This window comes from Streptomyces sp. NPDC005925, from assembly GCF_040638805.1.
Classification (GTDB): Bacteria; Actinomycetota; Actinomycetes; order Streptomycetales; family Streptomycetaceae; genus Streptomyces.
This window is the reverse complement of the sequence record NZ_JBEXVL010000030.1, coordinates 1-23,123: the sequence shown is the minus strand read 5'-3', so window position 1 is coordinate 23,123 and position 23,123 is coordinate 1. Positions and strand designations below refer to the sequence as shown.

Genomic DNA, 23,123 nt, shown 5'->3' with positions numbered 1-23,123 from the left:
GCCGACTCGTGGCCCGGCCCGTCTGCCCACCACCCTTCACCCGTGGCCCGGCCCGCCGGCCCCGCCGCCGGTCACCACTGGCCGAGCTCGCTCCCGACCACCGCCTCCGACGGCGTGCCGTCCGGGCCGACCGGCACGTCACCGGCGAGCATCACCCGGTGCATGATGCGCGGACGGCCCAGGTGGGCGGTGTCTGCCGGGGCCAGGTGGATGGTGGCCCGGTTGTCCCAGAAGGCGACGCTGCCCGGCTCCCAGCGGAACCTGACCGTGTACTCGGGCCGGGTCGCCTGCTCCAGCAGCATGTCCAGGACGGCACGGCTCTCCGCCCGGGACAGGCCGGTGATCTGCTCGACGTAGTAGCCGTTGACGAACAGGATCCGCTCCCCCGTCTCCGGGTGGACGCGCACCAGCGGGTGCACGCTGGCGACCTGATGGCCGAGCAGGTGGCGGACGTACGCGTCGTCGCCGGGCCTGGGCTGGTAGCCGACGCCGAGCCGGTGCTCGGCGCGCAGCCCGGCGGCGAACTCGCGCACGGGCGCGGACAGTCCGGCGTACGCGGCGGCCAGGTTGGCCCAGGTGGTGTCGCCGCCGTACGGCGGAACGGTCTCCGCGCGCAGGATGGTCGCGGCGGGCGGGTCGACGCGGGCGCCGTGGTCGCAGTGCCAGCCGCGCAGCAGGGTGTGGCGGCGGCGCCGCAGCCATTCCTCGTGCTCCATGCCGAAGCGGCCGCCCAGCTCCAGCCGGTCGGCGGTCGTCTCGATCTCCGGGACACCCGCCGGGGACGCCTTCCCGCGCCGCGCGAGGACGACCGGTTCGCCGAACCGGCGCGCCAGCGCCACATGCCCGGCGTGGTCGAGGCGCTGGTCGCGGAAGAACAGCACCTTCCAGCGCAGCAGTTCCGCCCGGATCGCGGCGACCACCGTGTCGTCGAGGGGCCCGGCGAGGTCGACGCCCCGGATGTCGGCCCCGATGTGCCCGGCGGCCGGTCTCACGTCGAGGTCCCCTTCCCGCCGGTGTGCGTCCGCGGTGCGCCCGTCCGTCGTCATGCGAGCTTCCTTCCGTCGGTGGCCCGGGGCGGCTCCTCGTGATCGAGTCGGTGCCCGGCGCGCCCTTGGCGACAGCGCCTCGCCGTGCCGCCGGGAGTGGGCGGCCCCGGCGGGTGGACGACCCATACTGGATGTACGACGCAGTCGACGGGAAGGTTCCACCGTGCTCGGCACCCCGGCGTACACCCTCAACGACGGCACGACGCTCCCGGCCCTGGGCCTGGGCACCTGGCCGCTGGACGACGACGGGGCGGAACGAGCCGTACTCTCCGCCCTGGAGACCGGCTACCGCCTCCTCGACACGGCGACGAACTACCGCAACGAGACCGGTGTCGGCCGCGCGGTCGCCCGGTCCGGCGTGCCGCGCGAGGACATCGTCGTGACGACGAAGCTGCCCGGCCGGCACCACGGCTACGAGGAGACCCTGGCCTCCTTCGAGGAGTCCCGCCGCCGTCTGGGCCTGGAGTACGTCGACCTGTACCTGATCCACTGGCCGCTGCCGCGCGTGGACAGGTACGTCGACGCGTGGCGGGCCATGATCAGGCTCCGCGAGGACGGCCTGGTGCGCTCCATCGGCGTCTCCAACTTCACGCCGGGACACATCGACCGGCTGGAGAGGGAGACGGGGGTGCTGCCGTCCGTCAACCAGATCGAGCTGCATCCGCTGTTCCCGCAGGACGAGCTGCGCGCCTTCCACGCCGACAAGGGCATCGTCACCGAGAGCTGGAGCCCGCTGGGCCGCGGCGCCGAACTGCTCTCGGACCCCGCCCTGGTGGCGGTCGCCGACGCCCACGGGGTGACGCCGGGCCAGGTGGTGCTGCGCTGGCACACGCAGCTGGGGGCGCTGCCCATCCCGAAGTCGGCGAGCCCCGAGCGGCAGCGCGAGAACCTCGACGTGTTCGGCATCGAGCTCACCGACGAGCAGATGCGGGCCGTGTCCGACCGCACCCACCGACGCCTGGGCGGAGACCCGGAGCAGCACGAGGAGTTCTGAGCCGCCCGGACGCCGTGGTCCCTGCGAACCGCTCACGGGGCAATGGCAAGACAGGGCAGCGGAGTACGGGCCGAACCTGCCGACCGGCAGAAACGGCCCGATACGCTCCCCCTCTCGAGGGGGTGCCACGCCCGCCGATGCTGCTACGGCCTGGCAGCGATCTCCTCGGCGCCCTGCGTCGTGACGACGGGCTCCTCGGTGTTGCTCGGCCGGTCGGCGAGCTTGAGCCAGACCACGCCGACGATGATGAGGGCCAGCCACATGGCCTGCGCCACGGTGAGCTCCTCGTCGAAGAACACGGGGCCCAGCGCCGCCGCGCCGGCTGCTCCGATGCCCGCCCAGACGGCATAGCCGATGCTGACTTCGATGGTGCGCAGCGCAACGCTCAGCGCCCACAGCGTCAGGAGGAAGAACACGACAGCGACCAGCGACCACGACAGGTTGGTGAAGCCGTCGCTTCCGCCTACGGAGAGGGCGTAGCCGATTTCGAACCCTCCGGCGAGGAGGAGCATGAGCCAGGAGTTGGCTGCGGAACTGCCGGTGTTGGACATGACGGAAGTCCTTTCGTGAGGGTGGGTCAGGTGGGGACGGGGGTCCTCGGGCGAGGAGGTCCTCAGGCGGCACCGCTGAGCTGGAGGCCGACGACTCCGACGATGATGACGAGGATGCCCAGGGCCTTGCGCCAGTCGAGACGCTGGCCGAAGAGCAGCACGCCGAGAAGCGTGATGCCGACACCGGCGACGGACGTCCAGATGGCGTAGCCGACACCGACGTTGAAGGTCAGCAGCGCCCGCGAGAGGAAGTAGGTCCCGAGGGCACCGGTGACCAGGGTGATGGCCGTCCACTTGCGGTTCTTGAAACCTTCGGCCTTGCCGGCCGCGATGGCGACGGCGATCTCGAAGACGACGGCGATGGCCAGGTAGAGCCAGTGCATGGGTGGTCCTTTCGTTCGTGTTGAGCCGGGGATGGTGAGGGCCGGCCCGTCATGGGGTCCGCCGTGCCGGGTGAGCGGTGCTGGGCACGGCGAAGCGGTGGTCCGCCGGTGCCCCGGGCGGAGCCGGACCTCAGGTCGAATCGGACTGCGGCTGGGCCGGACCACAGAGGGAGCCGGACCTCGGGTGGAGGCACGGCCGGCCGGCCCGCCGGCGGTCGTCACCGACCGGTCATGGGTGCCACCGCGGGCCGTGCGCCCTGCCGGGCACGGCGCACCGGTTCGCGGTGGGGGGACGCATCTGCGTCACGACCAGCAGGTGCGGATTGCGGGAGTGGACCTTCGCGTAAGGAACTGTCGTGAAGAGGACTGTCGTGCGGAGGTCCTTCGTGTCATGTCAGCACCCGTCGACTCCGCAGGCGTCCCCGCGGGCGACCGCCTGTTCGGCCTGGGCGTCGAGCACGGCCTTGCGGATCTGGGCGGCGACGGGCACGCCTTCCAGGCGGTGGCGGTCGTCGACGATGATCGTCGGGACGACGGTGATGCGGTACGCCGCGGCGGTCCGCAGCGCCTCCTGGTGGGCCTCGCGGTACTTTCCGGCCTTCAGCGCCTCGGTGAAGTCGTCCGCGTCCAGACCCAGTTCGGCGGCGATGTCGGCGAGGACGTCCAGTCGGCCGATGTCCCGGTCCTCCTGGAAGAAGGCCCGCAGCATGCGCGGCGTGTATTCCGCGGCCTTGCCGTGCTCGGCCGCGTACTGACAACCCTCGAACGCCAGCTGGGTGTAGGGCTGCGGTGAGACCGTGGGCAGGGTGATGTCCACGCCCATCCGGCGGGCCATCGGGTAGACGGAGCGGGCCCAGATCGCCGGCAGGTACGCGTCCTCCGGCCGCAGCGTCGGGGTCGGGTGGGGCCTCAGCTCGAACGGCATCCACTCGATCTCGACGTCGAGGTCGTGGGTGGCTTCGTGCAGTGGTCCCTCGGCGAGCATGCAGAACGGACAGACATAGTCCGACCAGACCTTGATGCCGACCTTGGTGTTTTCCGTTCCGGTCACATCCGCCTCCCGTTCAGGGTGAGGAATTCTTCGAACGGCTTCGTCGCCTCCGGTATCGGCATCGAGGTGACCTTGATGCGCCAGTCCGCCGGGTCCTGGGCGAAGATCTCGTACGAACCCGAGTAGTCGAAGCCGTACTGCGCGGCACCCTTGCGGTCGACCGCGTGGACGATGTGGCTGACGCCGAAGTACAGCGAGGCCATGTAGCACAGCGCGCAGGGCTCGCCGGAGGCGATCAGGGTGGCCCCGGCGGTGGCGTGCGCCCCGTACTTGGCGGCGGCTTCACGCAGCGCGACCACCTCGGCGTGCGCGGTGGGGTCGTTGTCCTCGCGCACCCGGTTGAAGCCGATGCCGAGGATGCGGCCGCCGTTGACCACCAGGCCGGAGAAGGGGATGCCGCCCTTGGCGACGTGCTCACTGCTGACCCGTACCGCCTCACGGACGTACTCGGTCAGCTCGTTCTCGGAGATCTCGGAGTAGGACATCCGGGCCCCCGACTCAGGCCGCGGCCGGGCGCGACGGGACGGCGTAGCCGCTGATCGGTAGGCCGGAAACTGGCTTGAGGGCAGAGCTCTTCGCCTCGCTCTCCCCGCTCCTCTCCCCCACCACGACCTCGAACGGCGACGACGGCAGCAGCCAGACCCGGCGTCCTGCGGAAGGGGAGCTGCGGGGAGCGGATGGCGTGGTGTCTGACATGGGATCCCCCATACTTGCTTGAACGTGCATGTATTTTGTGCCCGTGAATTGTGAGTGAAGAAACAACCGGGCAGAGAGCGAGCTTGCATGAACATGTATCTTGTTGTCAAACGCACCGACTGGGAGGGATCCGCCCATGACAACGATGCCTCAGGCAACGGCCGCCTCGTCCGACCAGGCCCTGTGGGGGAAGGTCCTCACTCTGCACGCGCATGTGGAGCGCCAGCTCACCCAGGCTCTCCAGCGCAAGCATGGAATCGGACTGTCCGAATTCCGCGCCCTGGAGTGTCTCGTCCAGGCCAAGGACAGTGAACTGCGCATGCAGGACCTCGCCGACAAGGTCGGGCTCGGACAGAGCTCGGTGACGCGGCTGGTCGGCCGGCTCTTCTCCGCCGGCTTCGCTTTCCGCGACACGTGCCCCGACGACAAGCGCGGTGTCTACGCCGTCATCACCGACGAGGGCAGGCAGCGCTACACGGATGCGCGGGGTACTTACTCCGAGGTCCTCAGCTCCGCACTGAACACGGCCGGGGCGACCGCGCATCTGGCCGGGACCGTCCAGGCCCTGCGCAGCGCTTCCTGAGCTTCGCCGGCACCTCCCACCGGCTCCGCACCACCTGGACCGCCGACTGAAAGCCGCCCCCCGGGGCGGCTTTCGGCGTTTTTGTACAGCCGAGTCGCGCCGCGGAACGGAGACGCGGTTTGATCGGCGCATTTTTGCCCTGAGCTTGCCTTTCACCGTCCGGCGCGCCGCCGGACCGCGTCCGGCGGCGCGCGTCCGGGTGGCCTTTGCGCCATAGCGATCAGGTGATTTTGATCACGAAGAGCGGTCCAAACACATGCTTGACTCTACATACACCATCGGTACGGTTGGTCGCGGCTCGATCACGTGGGGGTGATGCGGAGACTGGCTGATTACAAGGCCTGTCGGGTTCCGCGAGTTCTTTGACCGATTCACGCCGTCATCCCTTCGGGCTGACTACTTGCATGGACATAAAAACGAACAGGGGGGAACGTGCGATTACCAAACCTTCTCGACGCCCTGGCCGAGCACGCTCGGCACCGGCCCGAACAGGTTGCCCTGATCCGGGGCGAACAGCAGGTGACGTACCGGGAACTGCTCGACCTCGCCGAGGACTTGACGGGGGCTCTGGGAGAACTCGGCGTCGACCGGCAGCAGCCGCTGTGCGTGCCCGCCCACAAGACGCCCGCGACGATCGCCCTGATCATCGGCGCCTTCCGGGCCGGCTACGCGGTCCTGGCTCCCTCGCCCGAGCTGGGCGCCTCGGCCCGTGCGACGCTTGCCGCGCAGGCCCGGTGCTCCCAGGTGCTGACCGTCGACGACAAGGGAGTGCTCGACGCGGCTCCGGTCGAGCCCGACGAGCAGGCAGCCCTCGGCTTCGACACCGTGGACCCCGCCACCGCGCCTCTGCTGCTCACCACCTCGGGCTCCACCGGTACGCCGAAGATCGTGCCCATTCTGGGCGACGCCATCATCCGGTTCGCCGACTGGGCGACCGACCGGTTCGGGCTCACCCCGCAGGACACCCTGCTGAGTTACGCCCCGCTGAACTTCGACCTCTCGCTGCTCGACGTGTGGACCGGACTGCGGCTGGGAGCCCGCGTGGTGCTCGCCGAGCAGGAATCCAGCGCGGACGCCCGTTACCTGCAGGACCTGGTCAGCGGACACGAGGTCACCTTCGTCCAGGGCGTGCCCATGCTGCACCGGCTGCTCACGCAGGACGGCGCCGTCCATCCGGCGGTCCGCACCGTGATCTTCACCGGTGACGCCATGCCTCAGGCGCTGCTGCACCAGCTCGGCAAGGCGTTCCCCGGCGCGACCTTCCACAACGTCTTCGGGTGCACCGAGACCAACGACAGCTTCATCCACGACGCCGACCCCGCCACGGCCGGCGAGCAGACGCCCATCGGCCGACCGCTGCCCGGAGTGCGGGCCCTGCTGCTCGACACGGAGGGACAGATCCTCGACGGTCCCGGCACCGGCGAGCTGCTCGTGACCACACCGTTCCAGACCACCGGATACCTCCAGCGCTCTCGCAACGACGGGGTCTTCGTGCCCGCCCCCGACGGCGGCGGCGAGGTCTTCTACCGCACCGGCGACCTCGTCACCCGGGACGCCGACGGCGTGCACTGGCTGCAGGGACGCACCGACTTCCAGGTCAAGGTCCGCGGCATCCGGACCAATGTGCAGGAGGTCGAGAACGTCCTCGCGGCTCACCCCGAGGTCGCCGAGGCCGCCGTCGTGGCGATCCCCGACTCCGAGGCCGGCTACAAGCTGCACGCCCAGGTGACCCGGCGGCCCGGCACCGCGCTCACCTCGCTGCGACTGCGCTCGCACAGCGCCCAGCGCCTGCCCCGGCACGCCATCCCGTCCTCCGTGCACGTGGGCGACGATCCACTGCCGCGCACGTCCACCGGAAAGCCCGACCGCAACCTCATCAAGGCAGCTCGACAGAAGGGAACATCCGCATGACCTCCCTGGTAGACGAGATACGCGGCTACATCATCACCCAGTTCCTCGCGGGTGAGGACACGGCGGATCTGACCGCCGACTTCGACCTCATCGACAACGGCGTCGTCGACAGCCTGGGTGTGGTCCGGATCGTCTCGCACCTCTCCCGTGCGTACACGATCCCGATCGACGACATCCCGCTGATCCCGGACAACTTCCGCAGCATCGGCGCCATCGCGGCGTTCGTCGAGAGCACGACGAAGACCGCGGTCTGAGTCACGCCGCGTCCCCGCGGCGGACCGCACCACACTCCCGGGAGTCCTGTGGAGGACTTCCCGGTCACCACACAAGGAGACAACAGTGATCGTACGCAGCACCAGCGACGTCGCCCCCGTCGAGTGGGGCAACGGCACCAGCCACCGGCTGCTGACCGAGGCCGACGGGATGGGCTTCACGGTGTGCGAGACCCTGGTCCGCAAGGGCACCACGAGCGCCCTGGAGTACCGCCGTCACCTCGAGGCCTGCTACTGCACGGGGGGTTCCGGCGAGGTCGTCACCGCGAGCGGCGAGACCTACAAGATCACGGAGGGCACGATATATGCCCTCAACGAACACGACGCGCACTACCTCAGAGCGTCGGACTACGAGGACCTGAGGCTGGTGTCCGTCTTCAGCCCGGCGCTGCGCGGTGACGAGAAGCACACGCTGTCTCCCGACGGTTTCTCCCAGTACTGAGTTCCGCGTTCCGGGGCCCGCCGCACGCCGACGGTGGCGGGCCCCGCATCCGATCAGCGACGTACCGGAAGGCAGCACACGCATGACATCCGCACCGCAGTCCGAGAGCACCGACCCGGACCCGTACGACCTCGCCGCGCCCTGGATGGACGAACTCAACGACGACGTCGAGACGTGGGACGCTCTCGGGGAGTTCCCCTGGGAGAAGTGGAAGGCGATCCAGCGCTCGGGACTGCTCGCCGTACCGTTCGAGACGCAGTACGGGGGCCGTGGTGGCACCCTGACCGACACGATGCGCGCCCTGGAGGGCCTCGGGCACTCCTGCCGCGACGCCGGCCTCAGTTTCTCGGCCTCCACGCAGATCGTCAGTGTCGGTGTCCCGCTGCAGGCGTTCGGTTCCGAGGATCTGAAGTCCCGCTTCCTGCCCGGGATCGTCACGGGTGATCTGATCACCGCGCACGCCATCACCGAGCCGGACAACGGCTCCGACGCCCTGAACGTCGCCACCACGGCGACCCGCGACGGCGACGACTACGTCATCGACGGCGGCAAGATGTTCATCACCAACGCCCCGATCGCGGACCTCTTCCTGCTCTACGTGCGGACCGGCAAGCCCGGCCCGTTCGGCCTGAGCGTCTTCCTCGTCGAGCGGAACACTCCCGGTCTGCGGGTCGGCGCGCCGCTCGGCAAGATGGGGCTGCGCACCTCCCCGCTGAGCGAGGTGACCTTCGAGGGGCTGCGCGTGCCCGCCTCCCGGCGCATCGGCCAGGAGGGCGCCGGCTTCCTGATCCTCGACCACGTGATGAAGCGGGAGATCCTCTTCTCCTTCTCCCTCACGCTCGGCGAGATGGAGCACCGTCTGCAGCGCGTGCTCGCGTACGCCCGGTCCCGCCGCCAGTTCGGCAGCCCGATCGGCGCGTTCCAGGGCGTCTCGCACAAGGTCGCGGACATGAAGATCGCGGTGGAGACCGCCCGCAAGTGGCTCACCGACACCGGCGCCAAGGTGGAGGCCGGGCAGGACGCCGCGATCGACATCGCCGCGACCAAGACCGTGGTCAGCGAGGCCAACAAGCAGACCGCGCTCGACGCCGTCCAGATCTTCGGCGGCCAGGGCTACCTCACCGCCACCGGCATCGAGCGGGACGTCCGCAACGCGGTTGCCGGAACGATTTACTCCGGCACCAGCGAGATCCAGCGCAATCGCATCGCCTCCCTCCTGGGCCTCTGAGCCGGGACCTGACGGAAGGGTCATCATGAACGAAGCAACTCCGGACGATCTGCAACGGCTCACGGCGCCGACCGCCTTCCTCGACTACGAGAGCGACGCCGTCCAGTCCTTCATCGACGAGGCGGTCCCCGACCGCGGCGCGGACAAGCGCCAACTGGCCGTCGAGCTCTACTACGCCGTCCGCGACGACGTCTTCTACGAGGTGTACGGGGCCGACCTGTCCCCGCAGGGGCTGCGGGCCAGCCACACCGCGTCCGCCCGCGAGGGCTTCTGCCTGCACAAATCGGCGCTCTACGCGGCGGCCTGCCGCGCCGTGGGCATCCCGGCGCGCGTCCACTACGGCGACGTCCGCAACCACCTCGCCTCCGACCGGCTGCGCGCCCACATCGGCGGTGACGTCTTCTTCCACGGCCTCAACTCCGTGTACCTGGACGGCAAGTGGGTCAAGGCCACCCCGGTCTTCAACAAGATCCTGTGCCGGCTGTACGGCATGCAGCCGCTGGAGTTCGACGGCACGGCCGACAGCCTGCACCACCCCTTCGACGACCAGGGCCGCCAGAACATGGAGTTCCTGACCGACCACGGCGGCTTCGACGACGTTCCCTACGAGTTCGTCATGGAGAACATGCGCCGCAAGCACCCCGGCTTCCTGAACTCCGAGGGCAGCGGCACCGTCCGGGGCGGTTCCCTGGCCACCGAAGCGTCCGTCTGACCGGTCCGACGACAAAGGAGGAGAGACCGATATGAGCACCATCCGTGCAGAGAAGGACGGCTGGGAGGCCCGGGCGCGCATCGGCGTGGTCGTACCGCACGCGGACGTCGGCCCGGAGTCGGAGTGCCAGGCGATCGCGCCCGACGACGTGTTCGTGCACGGCTCGCGCGTGTACTTCGGTGCGATGCGGGCCGGCGGCGAGATGGACCCGAAGATCCCGCACGACCCGGTGCGGGCGTTCGTGGAGCCGCCGCACATCGACAACGCGGTGGAGCTGCTGGCGGCTTCCCCGCTCGACGCGATCGCGCTCGGTTTCACGAGTTCCGCGTACGTCCTCGGGGCGAGCGGTGAGAAGGACCTGTTCGCCCGGCTCGCGCAGTACACCCGGGGCATCCCGATGACCGGCACCACCAAGGCGGCCGTGGCCGGTTTCACCGCGCTCGGTGCCCGGCGGATCGCCCTCGTCAACCCGCCGTGGTTCGACGACCGGCTCTCCGGGCTCGGCGGCGACTACTTCGCCGAGCAGGGCTTCGAGGTCGTCCACCACGGCCCGTGCGGGCTGCCCAGCAACCAGAAGCTGATCACGCCCGAGGCGCTGTCCGAGTGGATCCGCACCACGGTCGCCGGCCATCGGCCCGACGCCGTCCTGGTGGCCGGCAACGGCATCCGCGCGGTGGGCGTGATCAACGCCCTGGAGCAGGAGCTCGGCTTCTCGGTCCTGACCGCCAACCAGGTGCTGTTCTGGCACGCCCTGCACCTGGCCGGGGCGGAGGAAGCGGCCGGGCAGATCACCGGGTACGGTCGGCTGTTCGGCACTCGGCCGCCGGGGGGCGGGGAGTGAGCCTGCTGGCGGCCGACGGGCACGTGGCGCTGTTCCTCACCGGGGACGGGGAGGCCTGCCGGCTTCCGCTCGTGTGCTGGCGGGACGACGGCATCACCGTCCACGGCATGGTGCTGTACCGGGGCGCGCTGCACCGGGCCGATTCCGTCCCCGGCTTCCGCCGCTATGCGCACCCCCTGGACGAGGACATCCTCGCGCGCCACCCGGAGTCGCACCCCGGCTCGCACAATCTGCGGACGAGGCGGGCCCGGATGCGGTGACCGGGGCGCCGCCCCGGTCGTGGGAGGGGCCCGGGCCGCTCGCGGCCCGGGCCCCTCCGCCGTGTACGGGTCAGGACACGGGGGGCTGTTCCCGGTGGGCGCGCAGCGCGGCGAGGGCGCGGTCCGCGTGGGTGTTCATGCGCAGTTCGCTGCGGACGACCTCCAGGACGGTGCGGTCCTGTGCGACGACGAAGGTGACGCGCTTGGTGGGTGCCAGGGAGAAGCCCCGCTTCACGCCGAACCGGTCACGGACCGCGCCGTCGGTGTCGGACAGCAGCGGCATGCCCAGGTTGTGCTGTCCGGCGAACTCCCGCTGCCGGTCGACGGGGTCGCCGCTGACGCCGACGGGGCTCGCGCCCGCTGCCGCGAACTCGGCGGCCAGGTCGCGGAAGTGGCAGGCCTCGGCCGTGCAGCCGGGGGTCATGGCGGCGGGGTAGAAGAACAGCACCACCGGTCCGTCCGCGAGGAGACCGGACAGGGTCCGCGTCCGGCCCGTCTCGTCCGGCAGGGCGAAGTCCTCGACGGTGTCGCCGATCCGTACGGTCCCGGTCATCGTGCGTCCTCCGTGGTGTCGGCGACCGCCCGGGCCCACAGCACGAGCGGCAGTTGCAGCGGCAGTCGTCCCAGCGCCACGGCCTTCTGCGGCGCGGGGCGGTGGCGCCGGTCGGCGGCCATCTTCACGTTCGCCGGGAACACTGCCACGAAGAACGCCGCCGCGGCCAGCGCGGCCCTGCGCCGGGTGCGGGGCAGGGCCACCCCGGCGGCGAGGGCGAGTTCGGCGGCTCCGCTGAGGTATGTCCAGGTTCTCGGGGAGCCGGGCAGGGTGCGCGGGACGATCGCGTCGAACGGCCGCGGAGCGGCGAAGTGGGCGGCGCCCGCGGCGGCCAGCAGACCGGCGAGCAGCAGGGGCGAGCGTTCGGACGGTGGCACGGTGCCTCCTTGGACGGCCTGCCACCCGAGCTTACTGGGCGGTAATCACGGGTCTCGGCCGGGGCCGGGTCAGGGGCGGGCCGTCACGGGCGCCGGCCACAGCCCGACGATCGCGTCGACGAGGCCCGCGGTGGCGTCCTGCCAGGTCAGGCGTGGGGTGGGGGCGCCCTCGGCGAGGGCCCGCTCCCGTTCGGCGGCCGTGTGCACGACCAGCAGCCGCACCATGCCGGCGCGTTCGGCGCGCACCTCGGCGGGCAGGTCGGGCAGGCACCGGTTGAGGCCGTCGACGGCCTCGCGCAGGGCCGCGGAGGTGAGGGACTCCTCGTGCAGGATCTGCCGCAGCGCGGGGTCCGTCATGGCCTGGGCACAGAACCGGGCGTACCAGGTGGGGCTGCCCAGCGCGGCCAGGTGCTCGGGCACGGGGCGGACCAGGCAGTCGGCCCAGTCGCGTACGTCCGTCGAGTCGCCGATGCCGGCGAGCAGCCGGACGCGGATCTCCTCGACGCGGGGGGCGTGCCGCCTGAAGATCGCGCGGACGAGGTCGGTCTTGGTGCCGAAGTGGTAGCCGACGGCGGCGTTGTTGCCCTGTCCGGCGGCCTCGCTGATCTGCCGGTTGGAGACGGCGTACACGCCGCGCTCGGCGAACAGGCGCTCGGCCGTCGTCAGGATGAGGTCACGGGTCGCGTTCACCTGTTCCGCCCGTGCCGTTCTGCCGGACATGGTCACCACCGCACCGGGACTTCTCGCTCTCCCCGGCGGCCAGTCCCTCGAACCGCCGCGGGGCCGCCGCCCGGGCGGCGGGTCTCTCACCGGCACCGGAAGCCTACGCAACGTCCCGCGCGGAGCGGCCTTCGCCGTGCCGTTACAGTGAGCCCACATAAGTCAAGCAGTTGATTTAATTGTGTGCGACCGGCACAGCGTCGTGCCCGCCGCACACCACGGCCCGCCCCTCCTGCGGAAGGCACCTTCATGTCCGACTCACCGCCGCGGCCCGGTGCCGTGGTGGCGGTCCTGGCGTTCGCCGGGATCGTCGTCTCGCTGATGCAGACACTGATCATCCCGATCGTCCCGGAGCTGCCGAAGTACCTCGACGCACCGGCGTCCGACGCCGCGTGGGCCGTGACCGCCACACTCCTGGCGGCGGCCGTGGCCACTCCGGTCGCCGGGAGGCTCGGCGACATGGCCGGCAAGCGCCGGGTACTGCTGGCCTGCGCGGTGCTGCTGGTGGCCGGGTCGGTGGTCTGCGCGCTCTCCGACACGCTGGTGCCCATGATCGTCGGGCGGGCGCTGCAGGGGCTGTCCGCCGCCGTCATCCCGCTCGGCATCAGCATCATGCGGGACGAGCTGCCGCCCGAGCGACTGGCCGGCGCCACCGCCCTGATGAGCGCGTCCCTCGGGGTCGGCGGCGCCCTCGGACTGCCGGCCGCCGCGCTCATCGCCGACAACCTCGACTGGCACGCGCTGTTCTGGACGTCCGCCGCGCTCGGCTCGCTGGCGCTCGTGCTGGTCCTGCTGCTGGTGCCCGAGTCGAAGGTGCGCACCGGGGGCCGCTTCGACGCGATCGGCGGGCTCGGCATGGCGGCGGGCCTGATCTGCCTGCTGCTGGCGATATCCAAGGGTGCCGACTGGGGGTGGGGCAGCGGGACGACGCTCGGTCTGCTCGCGGCGGCCGTGGTGGTGCTGCTGGTGTGGGGCTGGTGGGAGCTGCGGACCGGTGAGCCGCTGGTGGACCTGCGCACCACCGCGCGCCGTCAGGTGCTGTTCACGAACCTCGCCTCGATCGCCGTCGGCTTCTCGATGTTCGCGATGTCGCTGGTGCTGCCGCAGTTGCTCCAGATGCCCGCCGCGACCGGGTACGGGCTCGGCCGGTCGCTGCTCGCCGCCGGTCTGGTCATGGCCCCGTCCGGCCTGGTGATGATGGCGTTCGCGCCGGTCTCCGCGCGGGTGTCCCGCACCCGGGGCCCGAGGGTGACGCTCATGATCGGCTCGCTGATCGTGTCCGCGGGCTACGGCCTGAACGTCGTGCTGATGTCCGAGGTGTGGCACCTCGTGCTGGTCTCCTGCGTCATCGGCGCCGGCATCGGCTTCACGTACGGCGCGATGCCCGCGCTGATCATGGGTGCCGTGCCGCTGCGGGAGACGGCCGCGGCCAACAGCCTCAACACGTTGATGCGTTCCATCGGTACGTCGGTCGCCAGCGCCGTCGCCGGTGTGCTCCTGGCCCGTCTCACGACGGACTTCGGCGGCTTCGCCCTGCCCTCGGAGGACGGTTTCAAGGTGGTCATGGCCCTGGGTGCGGGCGCGGCCCTGCTGGCGTGCGCGCTCGCCGCTTTTCTCCCGACGGCACCCGCGGCCCCTTCGCCGGCCACGGCTCCGGTCACTCCGGAGCGCACGGCGGACGCCCCGTCGGTGGGCTGAACGGGCGGAAGCCGAAGAGCGGGACGGTACCCCCTGCGTGCCGTCCCGTGACGGGCTCTTTCAGGGGAACCTGCCGCTCGGCGGGCGTGGTGGCCGGCGCCCGCGTCGACACCTCACCCGTGACTCTGCCGCTGATCGCGCCCATGCTCGCCACGCCCGGTGTGCTGCCGCCCGCCGCGCAGGACACGCGCTGGGCCTACGAGACCAAGCAGGACGGCCAGCGTGTCGTCGCGTATCTGCCGGGTGACGGCGGCCTGCTGCTGCGGGCCCGCTCCGGCCTGGAGATCACGGGCGCCTACCCCGAACTGGCGGCGCTGGGCGGCGCCCTCGGCACCACGCCCGCCGTGCTGGACGGCGAGGTCCTGGCCCTGGACGAGGAGGGCCGGGCGGACTTCCAGTTGCTCCAGTCCCGCATGGGCCTGGCCCACGCCCCCGCCAGGGCGGCCCGGCTCGCCGGCCGGTCCCCCGTGCACCTGGTGCTGTTCGACGTGGTGCATCTGGCGGGGCGGTCCCTGCTCCGGCTGCCGTACCGGCGGCGCCGGGCCCGACTGGACGACCTCGCGCTGCACGGCCCGCACTGGTCGACCCCGGCCGCGCTCGTCGGGCACGGCGAGCAGGCGCTGCGGGCCACCCGGGAGCACGGCCTGGAGGGACTGGTGTGCAAGCGGCTGGACTCGGTGTACGAACCGGGCGTGCGCTCCCGCGCCTGGATCAAGATCCGCAACATGCGCAGCGAGGACGTGCTGGTGGGCGGCTGGCTGCCCGGCAAGGGCCGGCTGACGGGCCTGCCGGGCGCGGTCCTGGTCGGCCAGCGGGCCGCGGGGCGGCTGCGCTACGTCGGCGGGGTGGGCACCGGCTGGAGCGAGGACGAGCGGGAACAGCTCGCCGGCCTGCTGCGGGCCGCCGGTACCGACGTCTGCCCCTTCGACCCGGTGCCGCGCGTCCCCGGCGCCCGCTGGGTGGTGCCGCGGCTGGTGGGCGAGGTCCGCTACAGCACCCGTACCCGCGAGGGCATGCTGCGCCAGCCGTCCTGGCTGCGGCTGCGCCCCGACCTGGCACCGGAGGAGGCAGCGGCGGACATCCCGGACGACTTGGTGTGAGTCGCCACCGAACGCCCGCTCGGTGACCGGCTGCTGGGCCCTTCTTCACGGCGGGGACGCCGACACCCTCTTGGCATAGACCTGACCAACCGGGATGCTGAAGTCCGTTTCCCCCCACGGCCGTTCGGCCGCGCCCGGACCCAGAAGGAGGACGCAGTGCCGTCGAGCACGTCCCGAACCCACCGCAGGAGATGGCTCACCGGTCTGGCCGGTGCCGCCGCATTCGTCATCGCCTTCCCCGCCACCGCCTTCGCGGCCCCGCCGCCGGCCCTGCCCGGCAACGCCGAGACGAGCGAGCGGACATACCAGCCCGCCTTCGACTACGACAAGGACGGCTGCTACGCCACGCCCGCCATCAGCGCGGACGGGACCGTCAACCCGGGTCTGAACCCCACCGGCGCGCTCAACGGCGAGTGCCGGGACGCCTCCGACCTGGACAACACCAACAGCTACTCGCGCTACAAGTGCAACAACGGCTGGTGCGCCTACCTGTACGGCCTGTACTTCGAGAAGGACCAGGCGGTCGCGGGCACCAGCATCGGCGGGCACCGGCACGACTGGGAGCACGTCGTGGTGTGGGTGCAGAACGGCACCGTGCAGTACGTGTCGACGTCGAACCACGGTTCGTTCACCGTGCACGCCCGCTCCGAAGTCCGCTTCGAGGGCACGCACGCGAAGGTCGTCTACCACAAGGACGGCATCGGCACGCACTGCTTCCGGCTCGCGAGCGGCAACGACGAGCCTCCGGAGAACCACAAGGGCACCTGGCAGTACCCGTCGCTGATCGGCTGGAACGGCTACCCGGCCGGTATCCGCGAGAAACTGAGCGGCTGGGACTTCGGCAGCGCCAACTTCGGCCTGAAGGACGCTTCCTTCGCCTCCCACCTGTCCTCCGCGAAGCCGTCCGGTATCCCCTTCGACCCGAACGCCTGACGCGTTTCCTCCCCGCCCCGGCCGGTGCGCCAGGCCACGCCGGGGCGCGGGGGTCGCCCCTGCGGCGTGTCCCGGCCGTGCCGGCGTCTATGGTGGTTCGCATGCCCGCTGCCGAAACGATCCGCATCGTCTCCCGCGACTCGCCGATGGCGCTGGCCCAAGTGGCGCGCGTCCAGGCCGAGTTGACCGCCCTGCGACCCGGAGTGCGCACCGAGGTCGTGCCCGTGAGGACGACCGGGGACAAGTGGCTGGGCGACCTCTCCCTGGTGGAGGGCAAGGGCGCCTTCACCAAGGAGGTCGACGCCGCACTGCTGGCCGGCGAGGCCGATCTCGCCGTGCACTGCGTGAAGGACGTACCGGCCGACCGGCCGCTGCCCGCGGGCACCGTGTTCGCCGCGTTCCTGAAGCGGGACGACATCCGCGACGCGCTCGTCCACCCCACCGGGCTCACCCTGGACGAACTGCCGCCCGGCACCCGCGTCGGCACCTCCTCGGTGCGCCGCGTCGCCCAGCTCGCCGCCACCCACCCGCACCTGCGGTGCGTGCCGTTCCGCGGGAACGCCAACCGCAGGCTGGCGAAGCTCGCCGACGGCGAGGCGGACGCGCTGCTGCTCGCGGTGTCGGGCCTGGAGCGCATCGGCCGCACCGACGTGATCAGCGAGGTGCTGTCCCCGGAGACGATGATGCCGCCGATCGGCGCGGGCATCCTCGCCCTGCAGTGCCGCGAGGGCGACACCGGCCTGATCGACACGGTCAGTGCCCTCGGCCATCCGGAGACGCACCGGGAGGCCACGGCCGAGCGAATGTTCCTGCACGTGCTCCAGGGGCACTGCAACAGCCCGATCGCCGGCTACGCGCGCGTGGACCGCGGCGGGGAACTGTCCCTGCGGGCGTGCGTGTTCACCCCCGACGGCAAGACGCGCCTGAACGCCCACGAGTGGGCCGGCCGGCTGGACCCGGCCACCCTCGGCACCTCGGTCGCCGTGGCCCTGCTGCGGCAGGGCGCCCGCGAGATCATCGACGGCATCCCGCACGACTGAGGCCGCCGCACGCGACCGACGGCCGAGCGCGGCGGCCGTCGGCGACGGGCCGGTACGCGGGCGGCGTCAGGAGGTGCCCTCCTCCGCCTGGTCCCGCAGGAAACTGCTCACCTGGTGGGCGAGACGGTCCCGGACCGCCCCGTGAGGAGTGCCGGTGTCCTCTTCCTGGAGGCCGATGCCGCCGACCCACAGCCGGCGCTCGCACCACTCCTCGTCGACACGCAGCTGCACCTGGACGTCCACCTGGCTCAGGGCCGCCCCGGGTCCCGCCGCGAACAGCACGGCGGTGGCGCGCCGCAGCGGATAGACGTCGAAACCCTCGACGAACTGCGAATTGCGCCAGTCGAGGAAAGCGCTCTCGCCGTCCGGTCCGAGGCGCACATCGATCTGACCGTCCTCGAGATGAATTCCGACCGGATGCTCCCCGCGGTTCTCGACGGTCACGCGGACACTGAAGTACGTCATTCCCTCGGCGGCGTCGTCCCGTCCGCGCGGCGGCTCGGCCGGCTCAAGACGGTGGACGCGGACCCGCAGACCGGTGTGCTCGTCGTACTCCTGCCAGTCCCCGACCACGTTCGGCTCGTACACAGTGCCCCTCTCGACCTCCGGACCGCTGTTTCCTATCTGTGCGCTCGGCGCACTGTCAAATGGGCTGAATGGGCTGTGGCCAGGTAATTCACCCGTCTGATCGCTGATCAAGCCGTGCGCAGGAACAATCCCTCCGGGACCCTCCGACAGTCCGACCGGGGCGTGCCGCACATCACGTCCCGAACCCGGGGCCGCACCCCGGACCACGCCGTGGGCCGTGCCCCGCACCGCGAGACGCCCGGTATCGAACGCGCGGGCGAACGGGGTGACGGCGTGCCACCCCGCCCGGACCACGCCCCGGACCTGCGCATTTCACTCCATGGATTCCTTCGATTTCATTACGTGGGTTTTTGTGGAACGAGCCATAAAAGCGATCGCCGTAGGCGTCGACGGCATTACGGGAATTGTTTCGGACCGACCGCCGGGGGGAATGCCCTTTTCAGTGCTTCGGACAGGAGGCACGTTCGCGGGAGCCGCCCACCGGACCCCGGATGTACTCCGTCCCGGACGTCCTCCGCCGGTCCGAGCCGCGCCTCCCCCGATGTCCGCCCATCGAGCACGTGCTCTGGGAGGTGCGCACATGCCCGTCGCGAGCAGAAGGAAACAGCACCCGCACGACGACGCCCCGGACACGGCGGAGGCGTTCGAGCGGCTCGCACGGATGCCCGGGGGTCCGGAGCGCAAGGCACTCCGCGACGAACTGGTCCGGCTCTGGCTCCCCATGGCCGAGCGCATCGCCGTCCGCTTCCGCGGTCGCGGCGAGACCCTCGAGGACCTGTACCAGGTGGCGGCGCTCGGCCTGGTCAAGGCCGTCGACCACTACGACCCGGCACGCGGAAACCCCTTCGAGGCGTACGCCGTGCCGACCGTCACCGGCGAGATCAAGCGGCACTTCCGCGACCACATGTGGACCCTGCACGTGCCCCGGCGCGTACAGGACCTGCGCAACCGGGTCCGGCAGGCCGCGAAGGAACTCTCGCAGACGCCCCCCGGACGGCCGCCCACGGTCGGTGAGATCGCCGAGCGGGCCCGCCTGAGCGAGGACGAGGTGCGCACCGGCATGGAGGCGCTCGACTGCTTCACGGCGCTGTCCCTGGAGGCCGAGATGCCGGGCACCGACGGGTACGCCCTCGGTGACGCGCTCGGCGGGCCGGACGCCGCCTTCGACACCATCGAGAACCGGGTGGCGGCCACGCCCTGCCTGCAGGCGCTTCCGGAGCGCGAGCGGACCATCCTCTACCTGCGCTTCTTCGCCGGCATGACGCAGAGCAGCATCGCGCGGCAGCTCGGCATCTCGCAGATGCACGTGTCCCGGCTCCTCAGCGGCTGCTTCGCCCGGCTGCGCGAGGAACTCCTCGCCGAGATGCGCTGAGCCCGTCCGTCCCCGGGGACATGTTCCCCAGGGACATGCGCGGGAGAGGGGGTTGAGCCTGCGGCCCCGGGCGGGCATCACTTCCGCGACGTCGCGGAGCGTGGCGCCGGTGTGCCGGGACACGCTCATCAGCACCGCCCGTCCCCCGTCCGGTGACGGCCGTCCGGGCGCGACGACCACGCGGATCGTCCGGTCGACGGCGGCGTGCGGGACGAGGGCCCCGTATTCAGCCGCTGGATCCCATTCCTGGGGCGCTGACATCCGCTCCGAGCCCCCGTCCGTGGGCATGATCACCCCGCGTCCGGTGTGTCGCGCCGCCCCTGCCGTGGGGCACTGCTCCGATCTCCTCCATCGTCGCCACTCGGCCCGTACCCGCCACCCGGTCACCGCCCGTTTCGCCGGCCCCTGCGGGGTACCCGGCAGACGCCGGCAGCAGCACCGGCCCGGCACCGGTGCGCACCGGTGGCCGCCGGCCCTCGACACCAGGACGCGACCGCCATGAACCACGACAGCACGCCCACCCTCGGCACGACCCACGTGGTCTCCACCGATTCCGTCGTCGGCGCCCCCTGCTGGGTGAGCCTGACCAGCCGCGACCTGCGCACCACGGAAGAGTTCTACGGGGCCGTGCTGGGCTGGCAGTGGCGCAGGGGCAAGCTCGGCGAGCACTTCCGCATCGCGCTGTCCGACGGCGCGCCGGTCGCCGGGATCGCCGCGATCGCCACGATGTGGCACATGGCGGTGGCCTGGACGCCGTACTTCGCCGTGCCCAGCGCGGACGAGGCCGTGTCGCGGGTGCAGGAGCGCGGCGGCACCGCGGCCGTCGGGCCGCTGTCCTTCCCGCCGGGCCGCGCGGCGCTGCTGGCCGACCGGGACGGCGCGACGTTCGGCATCTGGGAGGGCAGGCTGTTCAGCGACTGGGAGACCTGGCGCCGGTCCGCGCCGGCCTTCATCAGGCTGCACACCCGCGACGCCTTCGACGCCGCCATCTTCTACGGCCAGGTCCTCGACTGGGCGTCCGGCAGCCCCGGCTGCTGCGAGGTGCACTACGAGGCCGACGAGGTCGTCCTGCGCAGCGGCGGCGACATCGTGGCGCGCATCGATTCGGGCGCCGTGGACGAGGCGCCCGACCCGACGGTCCGGCCGCACTGGCAGGTCCACTTCGCGGTGTCCGACGTGGAGGCCTGCGCGCGGACGGCCGAGTTGCTCGGCGGCAGCGTGCTGAGCAGGAGCGCCGGGGAGGCGGTGCTGCGCGACCCCGACGGCGCCCGGTTCACGGTCACCTCGCGGCGCACCCGCTGACCCCGCACCCCGGTTTCACGCCCTCCTCGCGGCGCACCCGCTGACCCGCCCTGGTTACGCGCGCACCTCGCGTCCCGGCGCGGCCTCGGCCGGCTGCGCGCACCACCCGCTGAACTGCGCCTTCGCGAGGGAACATGCCGTGCCGGTGTGTTGATCTGTCCGTCGACCGCGCGGGCGTAGGAGTCGGAGAGCAGCTTCGCGGGGTTGCAGCGGTGGCCTGCGGAGGGATGACACGGACCGCGGACGCGGAAGCCGGGGCGCTGCCCGGGGCCGACGCCGGGCAGGCAGCCGTGCCAGACGAAGCCGTCGACCTCGGTGAGCGGCACAGCCGTGGACCGTCCTGCGTCGTCGACGAGGATCACTCGACGCGTCCGGCGACCTCGCCGAACAGGGCGAAGCCGGTGCCCCGTCCGTCGTGGACAGTGCCCAGCGGGGAGGGGTACCCGCTTCGTACGGGTACCCCTCGCTCGGTGCGGCGTGCGGTCACCGCGCCCCCTCGAGCACCGGCTCGGGAGTGCCGGCGCGGCTCGCCAGGACGAACAGGACGGACTCGCGGGGGATGTCGAGACCGTCGCGGAGGGTGGGCGCGGGCGCCAGGGGCACCAGCGGGACGCGCTGGCCGGCCCGGGCGCGCTGCGAGAACCAGATGATCTTGCTGCCGGTGCCGGTGGCACAACAGCCCCATCCGTCGCTCATGGCGGCGATGCGGGCCAGGCAGCCGCGCAGCTCCTGGTCGGGGCGCAGGGCGTGGTCGTTCTCCCCGATCGCCGTGATCAGGTGCTGGCCGTTCCACCACATCTCGATGGAGGTGTTCTTGTCGGTGGCGTGCTCGTCGATGGCGTTCAGCAGCATCTCGGTGCCGTCGCAGACGGGCTCGACGAGATCCTCCAGGTCCCAGAACCTCAGGCAGGCGGCCAGGACGCGCCTGACCTGTCCGACCTGTTCGGGGCTGACCTCCACGTCGAGGTGGTAGTAGCAGGGGACTGCGGTCTTCATCGTCGTCGGCTCCTCACCGCGAAAGCTCGCGTCCTCCGCGTCCCTGCGGGACGCGCCCCGTGCGCAGAACGTGAGCGCCCATCGCTTCTGAGTCATTTCCACAGTGCGGGTGCTACGCCATTCGTGCAACACGAGAGGCGCCTGCGCGGGCCGAAGATCCAACAGGACGTACAGTCCCCGCGCGTGCACTATGAGTGAAAGCTTCGATCGCCGTAACGGAGTCGTGCCGCTGAGCGTGCGGACGCCGACCCGACCGTCGGGACACGCGCCGACCGAGACCCCCGAAAGGTGAACGGTGCCATGCTGCTACCGGCCAAAGCCGAAGTCGCCCGGCATTTGCGGCAGTACCGGGCATGGGAGCGCGCGATGCTGGCGTCCCCGGCCGACCGCGCCGTGCGGGCCACGTTCGAGGACGCGGGCTACACCTTGTGCGTGCTGATGGGGAAGCGCTGCGCACGGGAGGCGGCGGACGCCGCGGAGCGGTATCTGCGTTCGACGCTCGGCTCGTACGTGCGCGAGCAGAGCGAGCGGTCCGCGGTCGTCCCCGTCACCGTCGCCGTCACCGCGCGGAGACCGCCGGTGTCAAGCCCGGTGTCAAGCCCGGTGTCCGGCCCGATGTCCGGCCCCGCGTCCGGCCGGATGTCCGGCCGGATGGCCAACCCGGCGTCCGGCCCGGCTTCTCACTCAGCGTCCGCTCCCGTGTGCGAACGGCGTTTCCCTGCCGGGACATAAGGCGCCTTTCCGGCACAGTGTGATCCAACGCCGGGCCGACGGGCCCGGCTTCCACACGATTTCGAGCTCGGCGGAGGTGAACCGATGCGCACGACTTCGGCCATCGGCCGTATCCCGGTACGCGATGTCCGGCCTGCCGTGGACTGCGGCAGGCGTCCGGCCAAGGCGGTCGTGGGAGAGACGTTCCAGGTCACCGCCACCGTGTTCCGCGAGGGGCACGACGCGGTCGCGGCGAACGTCGTGCTCACCGGCCCGGACGGCCGGCACGGGCCCTGGACACCGATGCGGGAGCTGAAGCCGGGATCGGACCGCTGGGGCGCGGAGGTGACACCGGACGCGATGGGCCTGTGGACGTACCGGGTCGAGGCGTGGAGCGACCCGGTGACGACGTGGCGCCGCATCGCGCGGGTGAAGGTTCCCGCGGGCATCGACACGGGGCTGGTCCTGGAGGAGGGCGGCGACCTGTTCGCACGCGCCGCGCGCGGTGTCCCGAAGGATGCGGGGCGTGCCGTGGTGACGGCGGCGGCGCGGACCCTGCGCGACGATGCGCTGCCGCCCGGGGAGCGGCTGGCGGCGGCGTTGGATCCGGGGGTCGGGGCGGTGCTGGCCCGGCACCCGCTGCGCCGGCTCGTCACCGCTTCGAAACGGCTGCCGTTGCTGGTGGAGCGGGAGCGGGCGTTGTTCGGTTCCTGGTACGAGTTCTTCCCCCGCTCGGAGGGCACCCCCGAGCAGCCGCACGGCA

At 71.5% G+C, this 23,123-nt stretch carries 27 protein-coding genes and 1 pseudogene; 17 read left to right on the top strand and 11 right to left on the bottom strand.

The genetic code is table 11. The annotated features are described in order from the left end of the window. Nucleotides 1-71: 71 nt before the first annotated feature. Nucleotides 72-1,046: a TauD/TfdA family dioxygenase gene (locus ABZ354_RS24925; RefSeq protein ID WP_358660276.1), complete on the bottom strand. Its 975-nt coding sequence runs from the start codon at nt 1,044-1,046 to the stop codon at nt 72-74. 163 nt (nt 1,047-1,209) lie between these two features. Here ABZ354_RS24925 and ABZ354_RS24920 point away from each other — a divergent pair, with 163 nt between their 5' ends. Continuing rightward, a complete protein-coding gene (locus tag ABZ354_RS24920; protein WP_358660274.1) occupies nt 1,210-2,040 on the top strand; it encodes an aldo/keto reductase in 831 nt (276 codons plus the stop codon). Nucleotides 2,041-2,183: 143 nt separating this feature from the next. Here the strand turns inward: ABZ354_RS24920 and ABZ354_RS24915 are convergent, their stop codons facing one another. The 4 genes from ABZ354_RS24915 to ABZ354_RS24900 all read right to left on the bottom strand — a co-directional run bounded on the left by ABZ354_RS24915 (nt 2,184) and on the right by ABZ354_RS24900 (nt 4,510). Then, the gene (locus ABZ354_RS24915) at nt 2,184-2,591 is read right to left on the bottom strand and encodes an SMR family transporter (RefSeq protein WP_358660272.1); all 408 of its coding nucleotides are present in this window, start codon (nt 2,589-2,591) and stop codon (nt 2,184-2,186) included. 62 nt (nt 2,592-2,653) lie between these two features. Beyond that, nucleotides 2,654-2,974, bottom strand: a complete 321-nt coding sequence (locus ABZ354_RS24910) for an SMR family transporter (RefSeq protein ID WP_358660270.1) — start codon at nt 2,972-2,974, stop codon at nt 2,654-2,656. 394 nt (nt 2,975-3,368) lie between these two features. Then, nucleotides 3,369-4,025 (bottom strand): DsbA family oxidoreductase, encoded by a 657-nt coding sequence (locus tag ABZ354_RS24905; protein WP_358660268.1) that lies wholly within the window; start codon nt 4,023-4,025, stop codon nt 3,369-3,371. Beyond that, nucleotides 4,022-4,510 carry a nucleoside deaminase gene (locus ABZ354_RS24900; RefSeq protein ID WP_358660267.1) on the bottom strand — a complete coding sequence of 163 codons (489 nt, stop codon included), beginning with the start codon at nt 4,508-4,510 and terminating at the stop codon, nt 4,022-4,024. Before ABZ354_RS24900 ends, ABZ354_RS24905 begins: the two co-directional genes overlap by 4 nt. A 347-nt stretch (nt 4,511-4,857) precedes the next feature. Between ABZ354_RS24900 and ABZ354_RS24895 the strand changes: the two genes are divergently transcribed. From ABZ354_RS24895 to ABZ354_RS24860, 8 genes are all read left to right on the top strand, one after another. After that, entirely contained in the window at nt 4,858-5,304 is a 447-nt protein-coding gene (locus tag ABZ354_RS24895) for a MarR family transcriptional regulator (protein WP_358660265.1), read from the top strand. 432 nt (nt 5,305-5,736) lie between these two features. Next, the gene (locus ABZ354_RS24890; protein ID WP_358660263.1) at nt 5,737-7,215 is read left to right on the top strand and encodes an AMP-binding protein; all 1,479 of its coding nucleotides are present in this window, start codon (nt 5,737-5,739) and stop codon (nt 7,213-7,215) included. Beyond that, nucleotides 7,212-7,469: an acyl carrier protein gene (locus ABZ354_RS24885; protein ID WP_358660262.1), complete on the top strand. Its 258-nt coding sequence runs from the start codon at nt 7,212-7,214 to the stop codon at nt 7,467-7,469. The genes ABZ354_RS24890 and ABZ354_RS24885 overlap by 4 nt, the downstream gene beginning before the upstream one ends. Before the next feature lie 85 nt (nt 7,470-7,554). Beyond that, nucleotides 7,555-7,929: an ectoine synthase gene (locus tag ABZ354_RS24880; protein ID WP_358660260.1), complete on the top strand. Its 375-nt coding sequence runs from the start codon at nt 7,555-7,557 to the stop codon at nt 7,927-7,929. Nucleotides 7,930-8,011: 82 nt separating this feature from the next. Continuing rightward, a complete protein-coding gene (locus ABZ354_RS24875) occupies nt 8,012-9,157 on the top strand; it encodes an acyl-CoA dehydrogenase family protein (protein WP_358660258.1) in 1,146 nt (381 codons plus the stop codon). A gap of 25 nt (nt 9,158-9,182) precedes the next feature. Continuing rightward, nucleotides 9,183-9,869 carry a transglutaminase-like domain-containing protein gene (locus tag ABZ354_RS24870; RefSeq protein ID WP_358660256.1) on the top strand — a complete coding sequence of 229 codons (687 nt, stop codon included), beginning with the start codon at nt 9,183-9,185 and terminating at the stop codon, nt 9,867-9,869. Between the two features lie 31 nt (nt 9,870-9,900). Next, nucleotides 9,901-10,710, top strand: a complete 810-nt coding sequence (locus tag ABZ354_RS24865) for a maleate cis-trans isomerase (RefSeq protein ID WP_358660254.1) — start codon at nt 9,901-9,903, stop codon at nt 10,708-10,710. After that, nucleotides 10,707-10,970, top strand: coding sequence for a DUF6253 family protein (locus ABZ354_RS24860; RefSeq protein WP_358660252.1), 264 nt, complete (start codon nt 10,707-10,709; stop codon nt 10,968-10,970). The genes ABZ354_RS24865 and ABZ354_RS24860 overlap by 4 nt, the downstream gene beginning before the upstream one ends. Nucleotides 10,971-11,040: 70 nt before the next feature. On the opposite strand, the gene ABZ354_RS24855 is transcribed toward ABZ354_RS24860, so the two are convergent. From ABZ354_RS24855 to ABZ354_RS24845, 3 genes are all read right to left on the bottom strand, one after another. After that, on the bottom strand, nt 11,041-11,523 hold the full coding sequence (locus ABZ354_RS24855; protein WP_358660250.1) for a peroxiredoxin: 483 nt from the start codon (nt 11,521-11,523) through the stop codon (nt 11,041-11,043). Next, nucleotides 11,520-11,900: a MauE/DoxX family redox-associated membrane protein gene (locus tag ABZ354_RS24850; RefSeq protein WP_358660248.1), complete on the bottom strand. Its 381-nt coding sequence runs from the start codon at nt 11,898-11,900 to the stop codon at nt 11,520-11,522. Before ABZ354_RS24850 ends, ABZ354_RS24855 begins: the two co-directional genes overlap by 4 nt. 69 nt (nt 11,901-11,969) lie before the next feature. Beyond that, nucleotides 11,970-12,620 carry a TetR family transcriptional regulator gene (locus ABZ354_RS24845; protein WP_358660246.1) on the bottom strand — a complete coding sequence of 217 codons (651 nt, stop codon included), beginning with the start codon at nt 12,618-12,620 and terminating at the stop codon, nt 11,970-11,972. Between the two features lie 249 nt (nt 12,621-12,869). Here ABZ354_RS24845 and ABZ354_RS24840 point away from each other — a divergent pair, with 249 nt between their 5' ends. The 4 genes from ABZ354_RS24840 to hemC all read left to right on the top strand — a co-directional run bounded on the left by ABZ354_RS24840 (nt 12,870) and on the right by hemC (nt 17,391). After that, complete coding sequence (locus tag ABZ354_RS24840) at nt 12,870-14,318, top strand: MFS transporter (RefSeq protein ID WP_358660244.1); 1,449 nt, start codon at nt 12,870-12,872, stop codon at nt 14,316-14,318. Between the two features lie 119 nt (nt 14,319-14,437). Further along, on the top strand, nt 14,438-15,418 hold the full coding sequence (locus ABZ354_RS24835; RefSeq protein ID WP_358660242.1) for an ATP-dependent DNA ligase: 981 nt from the start codon (nt 14,438-14,440) through the stop codon (nt 15,416-15,418). Between the two features lie 156 nt (nt 15,419-15,574). Next, nucleotides 15,575-16,351, top strand: coding sequence for an NPP1 family protein (locus ABZ354_RS24830; protein WP_358660240.1), 777 nt, complete (start codon nt 15,575-15,577; stop codon nt 16,349-16,351). Nucleotides 16,352-16,452: 101 nt separating this feature from the next. Continuing rightward, the gene (gene hemC, locus ABZ354_RS24825; RefSeq protein WP_358660238.1) at nt 16,453-17,391 is read left to right on the top strand and encodes a hydroxymethylbilane synthase; all 939 of its coding nucleotides are present in this window, start codon (nt 16,453-16,455) and stop codon (nt 17,389-17,391) included. Nucleotides 17,392-17,457: 66 nt separating this feature from the next. Here the strand turns inward: hemC and ABZ354_RS24820 are convergent, their stop codons facing one another. After that, complete coding sequence (locus tag ABZ354_RS24820) at nt 17,458-17,979, bottom strand: hypothetical protein (protein WP_358660236.1); 522 nt, start codon at nt 17,977-17,979, stop codon at nt 17,458-17,460. A gap of 580 nt (nt 17,980-18,559) precedes the next feature. On the opposite strand from ABZ354_RS24820, the gene ABZ354_RS24815 reads away from it, so the two are divergent. Both ABZ354_RS24815 and ABZ354_RS24810 read left to right on the top strand, forming a co-directional pair. Beyond that, a complete protein-coding gene (locus ABZ354_RS24815) occupies nt 18,560-19,351 on the top strand; it encodes an RNA polymerase sigma factor SigF (RefSeq protein ID WP_358660234.1) in 792 nt (263 codons plus the stop codon). Between the two features lie 498 nt (nt 19,352-19,849). Next, the gene (locus ABZ354_RS24810; protein WP_358660232.1) at nt 19,850-20,653 is read left to right on the top strand and encodes a VOC family protein; all 804 of its coding nucleotides are present in this window, start codon (nt 19,850-19,852) and stop codon (nt 20,651-20,653) included. A gap of 149 nt (nt 20,654-20,802) precedes the next feature. Here ABZ354_RS24810 and ABZ354_RS24805 read toward each other — a convergent pair. Continuing rightward, a pseudogene (locus tag ABZ354_RS24805) lies at nt 20,803-21,140 on the bottom strand (glycogen debranching enzyme); the annotation flags it as partial. After that, nucleotides 21,137-21,649, bottom strand: coding sequence for a pep a2 (locus tag ABZ354_RS24800; RefSeq protein ID WP_358660349.1), 513 nt, complete (start codon nt 21,647-21,649; stop codon nt 21,137-21,139). The pseudogene ABZ354_RS24805 and the gene ABZ354_RS24800, both read right to left, overlap by 4 nt. Nucleotides 21,650-21,949: 300 nt before the next feature. Here ABZ354_RS24800 and ABZ354_RS24795 point away from each other — a divergent pair, with 300 nt between their 5' ends. Together ABZ354_RS24795 and ABZ354_RS24790 are read left to right on the top strand one after the other, a co-directional pair. Then, a complete protein-coding gene (locus ABZ354_RS24795; protein WP_358660230.1) occupies nt 21,950-22,381 on the top strand; it encodes a DUF5133 domain-containing protein in 432 nt (143 codons plus the stop codon). Between the two features lie 84 nt (nt 22,382-22,465). Then, on the top strand, nt 22,466-23,123 hold a 658-nt coding region (locus ABZ354_RS24790; RefSeq protein ID WP_358660228.1), incomplete at its 3' end, for a maltotransferase domain-containing protein.

Bases quoted from the DNA above. Each gene is read 5' to 3' on its own strand.
- ABZ354_RS24895 (WP_358660265.1), top strand. From the start codon at position 4,858: ATGACAACGATGCCTCAGGCAACGGCCGCCTCGTCCGACCAGGCCCTG.
- ABZ354_RS24840 (WP_358660244.1), top strand. From the start codon at position 12,870: ATGTCCGACTCACCGCCGCGGCCCGGTGCCGTGGTGGCGGTCCTGGCG.
- ABZ354_RS24810 (WP_358660232.1), top strand. From the start codon at position 19,850: ATGAACCACGACAGCACGCCCACCCTCGGCACGACCCACGTGGTCTCC.
- ABZ354_RS24915 (WP_358660272.1), bottom strand. From the start codon at position 2,591: ATGTCCAACACCGGCAGTTCCGCAGCCAACTCCTGGCTCATGCTCCTC.
- ABZ354_RS24870 (WP_358660256.1), top strand. From the start codon at position 9,183: ATGAACGAAGCAACTCCGGACGATCTGCAACGGCTCACGGCGCCGACC.
- ABZ354_RS24855 (WP_358660250.1), bottom strand. From the start codon at position 11,523: ATGACCGGGACCGTACGGATCGGCGACACCGTCGAGGACTTCGCCCTG.
- ABZ354_RS24875 (WP_358660258.1), top strand. From the start codon at position 8,012: ATGACATCCGCACCGCAGTCCGAGAGCACCGACCCGGACCCGTACGAC.
- ABZ354_RS24845 (WP_358660246.1), bottom strand. From the start codon at position 12,620: ATGTCCGGCAGAACGGCACGGGCGGAACAGGTGAACGCGACCCGTGAC.
- hemC (WP_358660238.1), top strand. From the start codon at position 16,453: ATGCCCGCTGCCGAAACGATCCGCATCGTCTCCCGCGACTCGCCGATG.
- ABZ354_RS24865 (WP_358660254.1), top strand. From the start codon at position 9,901: ATGAGCACCATCCGTGCAGAGAAGGACGGCTGGGAGGCCCGGGCGCGC.
- ABZ354_RS24815 (WP_358660234.1), top strand. From the start codon at position 18,560: ATGCCCGTCGCGAGCAGAAGGAAACAGCACCCGCACGACGACGCCCCG.
- ABZ354_RS24795 (WP_358660230.1), top strand. From the start codon at position 21,950: ATGCTGCTACCGGCCAAAGCCGAAGTCGCCCGGCATTTGCGGCAGTAC.
- ABZ354_RS24900 (WP_358660267.1), bottom strand. From the start codon at position 4,510: ATGTCCTACTCCGAGATCTCCGAGAACGAGCTGACCGAGTACGTCCGT.
- ABZ354_RS24910 (WP_358660270.1), bottom strand. From the start codon at position 2,974: ATGCACTGGCTCTACCTGGCCATCGCCGTCGTCTTCGAGATCGCCGTC.
- ABZ354_RS24800 (WP_358660349.1), bottom strand. From the start codon at position 21,649: ATGAAGACCGCAGTCCCCTGCTACTACCACCTCGACGTGGAGGTCAGC.
- ABZ354_RS24925 (WP_358660276.1), bottom strand. From the start codon at position 1,046: ATGACGACGGACGGGCGCACCGCGGACGCACACCGGCGGGAAGGGGAC.
- ABZ354_RS24885 (WP_358660262.1), top strand. From the start codon at position 7,212: ATGACCTCCCTGGTAGACGAGATACGCGGCTACATCATCACCCAGTTC.